7 protein-coding genes are annotated in these 13,529 nt (G+C 47.5%); 2 read left to right on the plus strand and 5 right to left on the minus strand.

Annotation, left to right across the window (positions count from 1 at the left end):
* Window positions 1-28: 28 nt before the first annotated feature.
* Window positions 29-2,482: an O-antigen ligase family protein gene (locus tag LCF57_RS09490; protein WP_226000464.1), complete on the plus strand. Its 2,454-nt coding sequence runs from the start codon at window positions 29-31 to the stop codon at window positions 2,480-2,482.
* Window positions 2,483-2,552: 70 nt separating this feature from the next.
* On the opposite strand, the gene galU is transcribed toward LCF57_RS09490, so the two are convergent.
* The 4 genes from galU to LCF57_RS09510 form a co-directional block, all read right to left on the minus strand.
* The gene (galU, locus tag LCF57_RS09495; RefSeq protein ID WP_226000465.1) at window positions 2,553-3,449 is read right to left on the minus strand and encodes a UTP--glucose-1-phosphate uridylyltransferase GalU; all 897 of its coding nucleotides are present in this window, start codon (window positions 3,447-3,449) and stop codon (window positions 2,553-2,555) included.
* A 195-nt stretch (window positions 3,450-3,644) separates the two neighbouring features.
* Window positions 3,645-6,155 (minus strand): U32 family peptidase, encoded by a 2,511-nt coding sequence (locus LCF57_RS09500; protein WP_226000466.1) that lies wholly within the window; start codon window positions 6,153-6,155, stop codon window positions 3,645-3,647.
* Window positions 6,156-6,959: 804 nt separating this feature from the next.
* Window positions 6,960-8,876, minus strand: coding sequence for a stalk domain-containing protein (locus LCF57_RS09505; RefSeq protein ID WP_226000467.1), 1,917 nt, complete (start codon window positions 8,874-8,876; stop codon window positions 6,960-6,962).
* A 48-nt stretch (window positions 8,877-8,924) separates the two neighbouring features.
* Window positions 8,925-10,172, minus strand: a complete 1,248-nt coding sequence (locus LCF57_RS09510) for a S1C family serine protease (RefSeq protein ID WP_226000468.1) — start codon at window positions 10,170-10,172, stop codon at window positions 8,925-8,927.
* A gap of 310 nt (window positions 10,173-10,482) precedes the next feature.
* Here LCF57_RS09510 and LCF57_RS09515 point away from each other — a divergent pair, with 310 nt between their 5' ends.
* Complete coding sequence (locus LCF57_RS09515) at window positions 10,483-12,108, plus strand: nitrite/sulfite reductase (RefSeq protein WP_226000469.1); 1,626 nt, start codon at window positions 10,483-10,485, stop codon at window positions 12,106-12,108.
* A gap of 111 nt (window positions 12,109-12,219) precedes the next feature.
* On the opposite strand, the gene LCF57_RS09520 is transcribed toward LCF57_RS09515, so the two are convergent.
* On the minus strand, window positions 12,220-13,431 hold the full coding sequence (locus LCF57_RS09520; RefSeq protein WP_226000470.1) for a hypothetical protein: 1,212 nt from the start codon (window positions 13,429-13,431) through the stop codon (window positions 12,220-12,222).
* Window positions 13,432-13,529: the final 98 nt, after the last annotated feature.

Here is a 13,529-nt window from a genome sequence, read left to right on the forward strand (position 1 = left end):
TATCTACAAGAAAAGGAGATTGTAAACCTTGTCGAATCCAGTATACGGGAAACAAGCCCAAACGTCGACCCGTGGCGATAAAAGGGCGGCTATATTTTGGGTGTTAATTGTTGGCATGATTTTGTTTTTAGCTTGGGCCCCCTTCCAGGCTGCACTTTTTAATGGGCAAATGTTCGACTTTGAAAAGCCTCTGTATTGGGCTTTAATCATCAGCACGATTCTATTGATCTTGGGAATCGTAACCTATTATAAGAAATTCAAATTGGAAGATCAAAGAGACTGGCTGGCGGTACTTGTTATGCTGCTCCCGCTGACATACGTGCTCTCGATGATTTCCGCTGCTTCTCATTATCTCGCAATGAACATGGTCGTAGTGCAGTGCATCTATGCCTCATTATTCATCATTACATTGTACGCCTTGCGGGATCGGTTGAGCAACCGGATCATTCAAACCACAATTATGACCGTTGCCTACCTTATTATAGGCTTCGGGTTCATTAACTGGTTCGGGCAATGGGTCTTGGCTGGGCGCTTGGTGGGTTGGTTCTCGTCCAGGGTATTTAACAATCATTACATAGATGCCGTCATGACGGACTCCAATGGTATACGTCTGACATCCGTCTTTCAGTACGCAAATACGTATGCAGCATTTTTGATGGCGTTTTTGTTCGCAGCCGTTTTTTGCCTAATGAAGTCAAAGACGTGGTATGGAAAAGTGACTCACGCCTTTATGCTGGTGCCTATTCTGGTATCACTGTTCCTGACTCTTTCGCGTGGTGGTCTTGTGATGCTGCCCGTAGTATTTGTACTACTACTTTTATTTTTTAAACCTGCACGTCAAATTTTGTGGATACTACATTGCGCAATTGCAGGTGTCGTTTCACTTGCTATTTTGAGTCCTATTACAAATTGGGGATTACAGCTGAATCAGACCTACAACGGTGCCGTGGCTGCTAAAGGCTGGGGACTGCTTCTTGGGGCTTCCTTGGTGACTGCAGTTGTTCTATGGCTTATACAAGCCTCTCTGGGACCTCGTTTGGAAAAAGGGATGCAAGGTCTAGCTTCACGTAAACTCTCTAATCTGTGGCTGCCTGTTGGCTCTGTGGTCGTGATTGGTGTAGTTGCGTTCCTGCTCATTGGTACAGGGCTACGGAGCTTTCTGCCGGCCAACGTGGAGACACGTCTGGAAAACATCAACTTCCAACAGCATAGTGTGCTGGAACGTATAACTTTTTATCGTGATGCTTCGAAGCTAATTGCCGATTATCCGTTGATTGGCGCAGGTGGCGGCGGTTGGGCTACGCTGTATGAAAAATATCAAGACTATGGCTATACAAGCGCACAGGCACATAACTTTTTCATGCAGTATTTGGTAGAGGTCGGTATTCTTGGATTCATTATTTTCATGGCGTTTATCCTTTATATTTTCTACAAATATATTAAAGGCTATATCAAAAACGATGAGGAAAATCGGGATAGCCACTTCCTTTACCTGATCTTGGCGATGTCCATTTTGCTCCATAGTCTATTGGACTTTAATATGAGTTATGTGTTCATGGGCATACTTGTGTTTATAGGACTCGGGGGTATGGCTGCAGCAATGGATACACAACCTGTAAAACGCTTGGCTATGAAGCCCGAAGGCTTCCGTCCGATTTACAGTATCGCCATAGGTATCCTCAGTATTGTGCTCCTGTTTGTGGGGCTACGCTTTGTACAAGCCAACAATGCTGCCTGGGAAGCAAAAGCGCTGGAAAGCAGCAATTCGTTCGAACAAAGACAAGCTGCTTATAATAAAGATTTGAACTTGCGCCCAACTCATATTGATTCCATTGTAGGGTTGAGCCGCATGTACTATCAGGTATATCAGCAGACTAAACGCGAAGAATTTTATACTGGCGGCCTTGCTATTGTTGATCTGGGTCTACAGGCAGAGCCGTATAATAAAAATATGCTGGTTATTAAGATGCGACTAGAGCAAGCTAAAGGAAACAGTGACAAGGCATTTGCCATTTTGGAAAATAACCGTACTAACTTCAACTGGGATCTGGATTGGCACAATTTGTTGATTACGCAAGCGTTTGAGTTTGGCAATAAAGCTCGATTGGCCAATGACACAGCTAATGAGAAAAAATATTTTGATGCTGGGATGAGCGCCTATCAACGCATTCTGGATGGTATGGCGCATTTAAAGACATTGCCTCCTACTCAGTTTACTGGCCGCTCTTGGGAGATCACACCATCGATTGCATTGAATGCCGGTAAGATTCAATTCGTCACGGGTAAGTATGCCGAGGCTGCCAGCATTCTGAAAAACGGCTTGAAGGACGATCTGAGTGATTCCACGAATCGTGAGGTAGCTCGTTATTATATTGCCGCTCTGCAAAAGCAGGGACAGGATGACAAAGCATTGTACGATAAGCTGATTAAAGCTGATCCGATGGAGAAGGAGCAAATTGCTCAGTTGAAATCGGAGAAATAGGTATATAAAAATAGACTGCCATGATATCATATCATCTGGCAGTCTATTTTTTTATATTAAGCATGGTAGGCTATTGAAACTTTGCCTGCTTTTGTTGATCAATCTCTTCTATAACCTGTCTCATATAAGCCAGTACTTCATCTTTAATTTCGTTATGCTGCAGGGCATAATGAATGGTTGTTTCAATGAAGCCCAGCTTCTCGCCAACGTCATGGCGGTTCCCATCAAATTCGTAGGCCAGAATGGGTTTTTTTTCGCCCAGTTTGGACAATGCATCTGTCAGCTGAATCTCCCCGCCTACGCCAGCGGATTGCTGACCAAGAATATCAAAAATATCAGGCGTCAAGATATAGCGTCCCATAATCGCCAAATTGGAGGTTGCTTCTTCTTTCTTCGGCTTTTCTACCAGACGTTCTGCTTCCGAGATTTTGGTGGTAAGTGCATGTCCTTCAACAATCCCATAACGATGAACCTCGTTCCAATCTACTTGCTTTACACCTACAACCGAACGCTGATACTCATCAAAAACATCAATCATCTGTTTGAGACATGGATTATCGGATTCGACGATATCATCACCCAAAAGCACGGCAAAAGGCTCATCACCAATAAACTTACGTGCACACCAGATAGCATGCCCCAAACCTTTAGGTTCCTTTTGACGAATATAGTGGATATCTGCCATTTCTGATGGTTTGCGCACTTCATTAAGCAGATTCCATTTTTCTTTCGAAGTAAGATTATATTCTAGCTCAAATGAGTAGTCAAAATGATCCTCAATTGCTCTTTTGCCTTTACCAGTAACGATAATGATATCCTCAATACCAGATGCTACAGCCTCTTCAATAATATATTGAATCGTCGGTTTGTCTATGATCGGAAGCATCTCTTTAGGCATCGCCTTCGTAGCAGGAAGGAATCGGGTTCCCAGTCCCGCAGCAGGAATAATCGCTTTACGGATTTTCATAGGTTAAGCTCCTTTGTCTTCAATATAACGAATAGGAATACTGTCTATGATTATAACAGGAAGATAGATGAATTTGATAGGTTAAAGAAGAAGACATCTTCCCTCGACGAGAACATGTCTTCCAATCTCTAGCTTGCTATATGATTATATTATGCTTCTATGATCTTTCTTGCTCCAGTATAAATATACAGTTATTTACTTCACCAGCTGCCCACGTGTAACACCCAGCTGATTCGTCGCTTTGAGAGTCTTCCAAACCTGCGTTCCGCTGATTTCTCCGCGCAGGGCACGGTTATACAGATCAATAACCTCATGCACTTGCTCCGGTGTCTCTTCCAAAAATTCTACACGGTAACGAGACACACCCAGCTCCATAAAGTTGGACAGGTACTCGGCGCCGGATTGCTCAATAGCATTGTATACTGTATTGCGGCAGCCTTCGTCCACACGGACCGGGTGAGACATACCAATCCGATCACGCAGGGAGGCACGATGATCCTCACAAGGGCGACCACAGTTGGTGTAGTCCGTGCCTTCACTCATAAAGGTACAGTATACGCAGTGTTCGGTATGGAACATCGGCATATGCTGCTGGATTACGATTTCCAGCTTGTCAGTACGCGTACGTCTAAGCATATCGACCATCTGTTGGATGTTCAGATCATACGACGGCGTAACGAGGTCGCAGCCGGAATCAAGGAACAGATCGGCCGCCTTATGGTTGGCAACGTTAAGCGAGAAGTCGCCAATCAGCTGCGGATGATGTGCGTCCGGGTTCTCCAAGCGATGACGCATGTAGAAATACAGCGCACCCGGATTGCGTACCAACACAGCATCCGGCTTCAAGCGCAGGATGTTGTTGTGATAGCCGTTTTCACCCGGCATGTGAATACGCGGGGTCACCAGCGCAATTCGGCGTCCTGCGCCGTGTACGGCCTCAACAGCGGCCGGAAATTGCTTGATGAACTCGAAGTCGGCGTAGATGAACTCCACGCCGGCCTCCAGCGCAGCCGCAACCTGCGGGAGGCTGCGGCACAGCGCGGTCAGCTCCGCCTGACCGCGTACCACAGGCGATGCCGGAACGGATGCATCGCCATACACCTCCACCGCCCGCTTCGTGTACACGGGCGGTTTGGGGCGCTCGCCCGCGAGCAATTCCACCGCCTGGCGGCGGATGCTGTTCAGCTCGCGCATCGGCACGATGACGTCCCCATGCAGATGGACGTCCAGTTCTTCCAGCTGGAACACTGTTCCGCCCAGACGGCCGAACTGTTCTTCGAGCAGCTCGTACGTCATCGGACGCTTCTGGGCAATTTCAAGTTCCAGCTCAGAGTCCACGCGGACCGTTGTACCCTTCTGCACATCGGTCCACCAGGTCGACAGCGGCTGCCCTGGGGAGCCGCTGACACGTACATGTACCGGGAAGACACGGTACGGCTTATCGGTCTCGTACGACTGGCGCAGACGCTTGTCCAGCGCCGGGTCGTTGGTCTTCCAAATGCGGTCGCCTACGTGCACACGGCGCAAATCGACATCGTTGCGTCCCGCTATGATGTCGATGATCCAACCTTCTCCGGCTTCGCCTTCAATCTTCACACCCTTGCGGCGGATATCGTATACGCGTCCGCCCTCTTCTTTTTGCGTAGGATCTCCCGCATCGAATACAATACCGTCGCCACGCTTAAGCGGCGCATCAATACGGCACACTACACCATCACGGAGAATTTGTTCCACCCGGCCCAGATACACGCCCCGGCTTTTCGGGAACGTACCGTCAACCAGCTTTTTGTTATTCGTTCCTTCCAGAAAACCGTGCGTAAAGCCGCGTGAAAAGCTCTGCTGCAGCTCACGAATATCTTCTTTGCTCGTTTTGGATGTATCGCCATCAAAATACTTATCAATGGCCTTGCGGTACTTGCTGACCACATTTGCCACATATTCAGGCGTTTTCAGTCGGCCTTCGATTTTAAAAGAAACCACACCCGCGTCGATCAGCTCAGGCATCAAATCAATAGCTGCCAGATCCTTAGGAGACAACAAGTATGTCACATCGGCCATCGGCTTTTGTTCTCCATCCACCATCAGATCGTAAGGCAAACGACATGCCTGCGCACACTCACCACGGTTAGCAGAGCGTCCGCCCCACATTTCTGAGGTCAGACATTGGCCTGAGTAGGATACGCATAACGCGCCATGCACAAACACTTCCATCGGAAGTCTCGCCTGATCGCCAATTTTTTGAATCTGTTTCAGATTATTTTCACGACCAAGCACAACCCGCTCCATGTTGTACGGCTTCGTGAACTCTACGGCCTCCGGCGAAGTAATTGTCATTTGGGTAGAACCATGAATCGGAAAATCCGGTGATATATCACGAATCATTTTCACCAAGCCCATATCCTGAACAATTAAGGCATCAACTCCAGCATCAATGCAGGCATCAACCAGTTCCTTAGCGTCCTCCAGTTCATTCTCAAATACCAGTATATTAAATGTCAAAAAGCCCTTAACCCCGTAGCTATGCAGAAACGCCATAATTTCAGACAGTTCCTCCATGCGGAAATTGTTCGCCCGTGCCCGTGCATTGAACTTTTCGACTCCGAAAAAGATTGCATCGGCTCCATTCGCTACCGCCGCACGCATACAATCCCAGTCACCTGCTGGTGCCAGAAGCTCGACATCTTCTCTTCGTACTGCTGATTTCATTATTGTCCTCCCTATATGCTGAAAACGAATGATCACGCATTGGCTCATCGTTTTTCAGGGCAGCTATGCTGCTTGTTTGAATCCTATCTGTTTCTATCATCCTGTCCGATCATTCACCCTCTGAACCATCGGTTCCTCGCATGAATTGCATCCAACTCAAAAAATCCGCATCACAAACATCTGCGGCATAAACATTCTTATCTTGTAACTAATCTAGTGTACCAGACTGCGCCCCAAGCTTCTACACTTTCCAAGCGATTCCTTCAAAAATATCATATCTATATAAGTTGAACTTAAAAGTTACTTATTATGCCACTACGCAGTCGGATGGTGCTTCCCATCGCCACCGCCCCCGAATTTCTTGAATAAAGCCTATGTTCAGGGGAGAAATCCGGGGACAAAAGCGACCGCTCCGCTTGTACAGCACCATTCCGCCTACTCCGTTCCCTGTGAACATTTTTCTTAATTTAACTTATATAAAAACACAAAAAACACTTACAATCCCGTCAAACGGTACATTGTAAGTGCTGATTATACAAAGTAAGACAGAATTCACATGTTCAAATACCACAAACAGCAGCCTTTGACTTCCCTGCCTCTATCCCCTCCTTGAAAAATTAGTACTCTTATGGCGGGCACCAGCCGGAGCGGGCCATTTGAATCCGAAGAAGCGTCAGCGTTCGCCTTTGACACGGGATTCTTACCTTTCAATCCCTTATAAAATCAAAGAATCCCGGGTCAACAGCGATCGAAGGATCAAATGGCACGCGCAGCACTTCCCCCACAAACTGCCTAATCTTTTCTCTACTTCACAAACATAAATGAATTCAGCGTTGAATCCAGTGCGTTAGACTGCACAGCCGTGTTGTTCGCGTCATTCAACGTTGTTGTCACGGTATATGTTTTTCCATTATGCTCCAGAACGATTTGGTGGCCTGTATAGCCGATCCCTTCCTCCACACGGTGGAATGCAAAGGACACTGCCGGAACACCAGCAAATGTCACGTCCTTAACCTCCTCAACCTTGAGGTTCTTATAGTTTTTACCTTGTTTATCATAAAAGTCCTTGAGCTGGGACACTGTTAACTCAAATGATTGATCATTGTCGATTTTGATGGAAAAACGACCGCCTGTAAACTTGTATTCCACATCGCCTAATTCAAATTGGTCGCTAACCGCAGTCCAGTACCGTGGAATATTGACCGTATATTCATAGGCTTTGGATGTTTTTTTGATCGTTTTCGTTTTATCCGCCAGATAGTCATCTTCTTCCAACTGTCCAAAGTTGCTCGCTACGGTTTGGAAATCAATTTGAAGCGAGGAAATGAGTGCGTTGAACTGGTCATTCCCTTTGCTTACTTTTTCCGGTACCGCGTATTCTGCCAAGTAGCGGTATCCACTTTGCTGTATCAGCACATTGTATTCCTTAACCCATCCGTCACCAAAATTATACCGGTACTCCTGAACTAGTCCTTGAACACCTGCAACCTTCATTGGATATGTCTTCTGTGCCTCGTAGGCTGTAGACACAAATGAATCACTCAGCCATTTTTGCAGCTGTTGACTCCAATTCTCCAGTGTCCCATCCGCTGGAGCTGAGGTTACCTTTATGTGGAAGCTTGATCCATCATTGCTTTCGTATTGCATCCGCTGATCATCCATATTCCAGCCCGCGGGTATGCTGAGTGATACACCGTAGTCTGGATTTCCGGCCTCGCGAGTGCCTCCTACGACGGTGGACAGGTCTTTGATGCTCTTATCCTGCGCATTAAAGGAGGTCTTGAAGGAATTTAACAATCCCGCATATTGGGCCAGATCTTTATAGTTCGTGGCTTTAGCATCGGAAAAATAAATCACATACAGTCGTCCGTTATCATAATATTGACGATTTTCCCACAATACGCCGTCCGCATCCTTCGTAATGACACGAGCATAAGGCACCTTCGCTTTCGGGAAGGATTTCCGATCTATGACAGTTTCTCCCGTTTCCTTGGCATTCTGCACCAATTGTTGTAACAGATCATCCGCATTCAGTGGAACCGGCTGTGATGCTGTATGGACTTCCATATAATACGCGCTATTTTCGTCCATAAAAGTGGAAATGCTCTCATCTCCACCTCCCTGACCAATGACGAGTCCTGTTGGATAGTTCATAGACCATTCGTAGTAACTGTTCCCGATCTGCGTCTTGCCCTCATCATTATCAATGTTCGGCGTCTCTTCAGCTACCGTACCCGCCTCTTCTTGCGCTTCCATCCGAATGATGATACCTGCACCATTCTTCTCCAGCTTGCCGCCAAGGCCTTCCGCTACTTGACGCAAGGGCACCATAAGGATACCTGAAGACATTTCCGGTGGAGCGGAAAGGGTCACCTTGTGGCCTCTCACCCAGGCTGTACGGCTACCCATAGTCAGCGATACGATGCGAGACCCGCTGCTGATTTTGACTACATTATCCTCTGCCAGCCGAATTTTGCTGTTAAATGCCTTTTTAAACACACCTGCCGGAACCATAAGTGCGCCACTCTTCGAGTACGGCTTCGTAATATTCGCCTTCTGACCGTTCACGATGGCTGTATTGCTGCCGCTTTGCAGACGCAACTCCAATATGGTTTTATCACTACTATCTGCTGCGGCTGCTGGCAAAGTGGAAAGCAGAAGGGACAATGCGACTGCGCCGACCCCCAGCTTACGCATCATTTTTCTTTGAATATGCTTCACAATAATCTCCCTTTAGCTGTATTTGATAGATTCAAGGTCCGTTTTCGTTCACTTTCCAGTAACAGCGGCCTCTTGAGCTGACTCTGATGCTTCCTTGGAAGGCGCTTTGCCGCCATCTTCGACAGAATCCGATTCATTCGAATCCTCAAGATCTTCTCCCGACTGAATGGAATCGTAGATTTCACCATTATCCTGTGTCAATACCAGCTTGCGCTTCACAATATCACCATCCGACTGCATAAGTACACTCACCGTTTGACCCGGCTGATAGCTTTTAAGCAACTCATTGACGTCGATTGCGGAAGCTACACGCTTGCCATTAATACTGTACAGCTCATCGCCTTCCTTGATTTTGGCCTGAACGGCGTTCGCCGAAGTAATTTTCGTGACTTTCAGAGGGTCCTCGGTAGGCAATCCGACGATAGCCGACCAGCTCTCTTCCAGGCCCAAGCCAAGACTGGCACGCCGAACCTCGCCGTATTTGAAAAATTGGCCGATGACGTATTTTACCGTATCCGATGGAATTGAAAAGCCCATATTTTCAATGCCGACCGCCGAGAACTTCATTGTATTGATCCCGATGACCTCACCCTTGAGATTGACCAGCGGACCGCCACTGTTACCGGGATTGATCGCTGTATCACTTTGGATCAGACGATAAGCAGCGTTGACACCACGGTTCAGTCCGCTAACGACACCCGAGGTTGCCGAATTACGAAGTGAGAACGAGATAGGCGTACCGATAGCGACCACCTGCTCACCCACCTGCAGACTGTTCGTGGAGGCTGCCAAAGTAGCGGGCTTGAGTCCGCTTGCCTTGATTTTGACTAATGCTAAATCACTGACCGGATCGCTGTAGCTGTCGGTAATTCCATACGATTTTCCGTCCGAAGTTACAACCACAGCATCACCTAATCCTTCGATAACATGTGCGTTCGTGACGATCCACCCATCTGTCCGAATGATGACGCCCGTGCCGTGAGCCAGATTGTACCGATCTCCACCTGCTACTGTTTCTCCTGTGGCTGAACGGCCGATGATACCGACCACAGAAGGAGATACATTTTTAATGACCTGCGGCACACGATCAGCCGATAACGTATATGTACCATTCGCGCTGTTATATGCGCCGCTGGTTCCCAAAGCTTTATTCATATCGCTTACGTTGACATAGACCCCGCCATTAATGACTTTGGCCTTCAAGGCAGCTCCACTGCTGGCTGCACCTGCTGTTCCAGAAACACACAAAGCGCTGCCCAAAGCCAGAACAGCCGCTCTTTTCCCCATCTTACGCATACACTCACCATTTCCTCTCTTACATGCCCCTGTTCTATCAGCTAGTCCAAATCTACCATAGAGGGGACATGCATACAATCGCTTTAAGCCCTATCTTTTTCTAAAAAAGTGCCGTTTGCCACTTACCTGTTCTCTCATACTATTTATATTATAAATTTACCAAATCCTTATATCAAAAAAATAAGCAAAAACGATAAATAATCGTTATACCATTTGGACCATTCCTTCGTTTACGGGCACAACCAATTATGATACCATCACATTATATCTTAGTTCTATTGTCGGAAATAAAGTGAAGGAGGTTAACAGGATGGCCTACGAACCAATCTGGACTGCTCATCCAGATAAGCTAAACAAATTTGAGCTGGTCAAGCTGGAAAAAGACGGTCTCGACGTAATACGTACCATTATCGAAAACTATGCAAACGAAGGCTATGACTCGATTTCCGCAGACGACATGGACCGTTTCAAATGGGCTGGTGTCTATCAGCAAAAGCCCAAGGATGGTCATTTCATGATGCGTGTCCGAATCAACACAGGTATCATGACCTCAGCACAGGCACATGCACTGGCTGACATATCCACGCTGTACGGACGCGGTCTTGTGGATGTCACCACTCGTCAGGCGATTCAATTTCACTGGCTGACGGTTGAAAACTTGCCCGATATTTTCAAGCGACTGGAAGAAGTCGATTTGTATTCCTTTGAAGCCTGCGGAGACTGCCCGCGTACGATTGTCGGGAACCCGCTGGCTGGCATTGACCCCAACGAATTGGTGGATACTAGGGAGATTGTCGATGAGGTAAACCGTTTCTTTTTATTGAATCGAGACTTCTCCAATCTGCCGCGCAAGTACAAAATGTCCATCTCCGGCAATACGTACAACAACGCACAGGCTGAAATTAACGACTTGTCCTTCACGCCAGCCACCAAGACCATTGACGGAAAAGAAGTGGTCGGCTTCCACGCGATGGTCGGTGGAGGTTTGTCCGCCAAGCCACACTTGGCACAGTCACTGGATCTGTTTGTTCGTCCCGAGGAAGTACTGAAGGTTGCTATTGCAGTCACAACCATTTTCCGTGACTACGGCTATCGGGAAAAACGCCACCATGCCCGCCTGAAATTTCTCGTCGCCGATTGGGGCCCGGAAAAGTTTTTGGCAAAGCTCACCGAGTATATTGGCGAAATGCCAGGGCGAGGCGAGGACAAAACGATCGGCTGGCAGGCCGCCTATTTTGACGGTGTACATCCACAAGTCCAAAAGGGGCTGAACTACGTTGGCCTGAACGTGCCTGTCGGTCGTCTGAGCGCCGACGAGCTGCATGAACTGGCTGAACTGGCTGATCGCTATGGTGATGGACAGATTCGTACCACCATGTCGCAAAATATATTGCTGAGTGGCGTGCCGGACGACCAAGTGGATGAATTACTGAAAGCTCCTGTTTTGCAGCGCCTGACACCACAGCCCAAGCATTTTATGAGCCGCACGATATCGTGCACAGGGAATGAATTCTGCAATCTGGCGATTGTAGAAACCAAAAAGCGGGCGGTTGACGTAGCCGAGTATTTGGATCAGCACATAGATTTGGATGAAAAAGTGCGAATTCATTTTATCGGCTGCCCAAATTCCTGCGGTCAAAAGCATATTGCCGACATCGGCTTGCAGGGCTCGCTCATTAAAACACCTGAAGGCATGGTCGACGCTTTCGATATCGCTGTCGGGGGAACACTCGGATCGGGTGCCCAATTGAACAAAGCGCTCAAAGGCCGCGTACGCGGGGATCAGGTTGGACCTGTTCTGGCAGAACTCATTCTGTTCTATAAAGAGAACCGGACCCCTGGCGAAAGCTTTTACGCGTATGTACAGCGTGTAGGCATTCCGACTTTCCAGGAAAAGCTGTCTGCTATTTTACAGTCCAGCATCGTTGCATCCTAGATACAGCATCGAATACCAGCCTGTTTGTATTTCATATACAAGCAGGCTGTTTTTTATGATCACACAGCTATACAAGATCGTCCTCGGTGTTTCACAAAAAAAGACACCGGATTACTCCGGCATCAATATTTTCGCAAAATCGAGAGCTGTTGGTTTCTGTGCACCTGTTGTAGATGTTACCACCGCGTAGCCTGATGGTATTTTATATATCAAGCCTGTATCATATCGGATACCAAAGGAATTGTCTTCCTTATAATGAGTCGTAGTTTCCCATTCCTTCGTCCCGTTTCCTTCCAAGCCTGTGATCGTGATTCCATGCATCTTCGTGGTTTTTCCCAGTGGATCATATCGATCGCTAAACTGAACGTACAGCTGTTCTTCAGGCAGGTACACCCGGTCAGCCGGATAGTCCTCTGTGTTACCAAACAATTGCAGACCATTGCTTAAAACCTGTGTGCGCTTGCTGCTTCCTTTAAGTCCCGTTACAGCAATATGACCACTGGACAGCTCACGCACGGCTGCAATGTCCTTGCCTGAGCCCAAATCCAACTGGATATTGCGAATATCGCGACCATATACATCTGCTTGCACCCCTACCGGGCCATCTGAGCTGTTCATAAGCGCATAATACCCATCGTGGCTGCCGACCAGCCAACCCGAGTTCACCCCGTTCGTCGTGCGATTCCATTGACTATCGCCATCTTCTGTATATTTGAGTACAGTGAAAGTCTGCTCCGCACCGTTAAGAGAGGAAACCAGAAAACCTCCATCCGCAAGCGGTTCCAAACCTATCCGAGAATTCTGTCCTTGGGATATCAAGCCATCTGTTTGTAACGTTTTGGACCACACGGCATTTCCATCGTTGTCCAAACGTGTAGCCTGCAAATCTTGTATGCCGTTCGGTTTTGTATAGTCAGTCAGAAACAGCATGCCACCATCTAACGTTTCCCGCTGTACTCCCCTACTGCTCGTTCCCGGTTGCGTGTTCAAATCCTGCTGGTGCCACCATACGCTCTCCAGAGAGCTGTCCAGCTTGCCATATGTAACATGCACGACGCTTGCCTCTGTATCGTCCTCGATATTCAGGATTAAAAATCCACCATTCACCGCGGGCTGGATATAATCGTGGGCGTTTTCTACATCCTTAATGCTTCCAATCGCCGCACTGGTTTCAATCTCGGCTTGCTTGGGTACAAGTGCCTGAGACACCTCTGATGCATAGGATGGTGAAGCACTATACCCCATCGCACATGCCGCCAAAACAATTCCCGCTGCCCATGAATATACTCGTGTACGTAGAACCCTGTTTTGTACAATCTTCAAAACGTTCCAGCTCCCTTCATGACTTTACCTCAGAGATGTTTTATAAACCTTGATGTGATCAAACTACAGACGGTTTCGCTTCAACTTGGAATGGTTGT

Source organism: Paenibacillus sp. BJ-4 (assembly GCF_020404765.1).
Lineage (GTDB): Bacteria > Bacillota > Bacilli > Paenibacillales > Paenibacillaceae > Paenibacillus.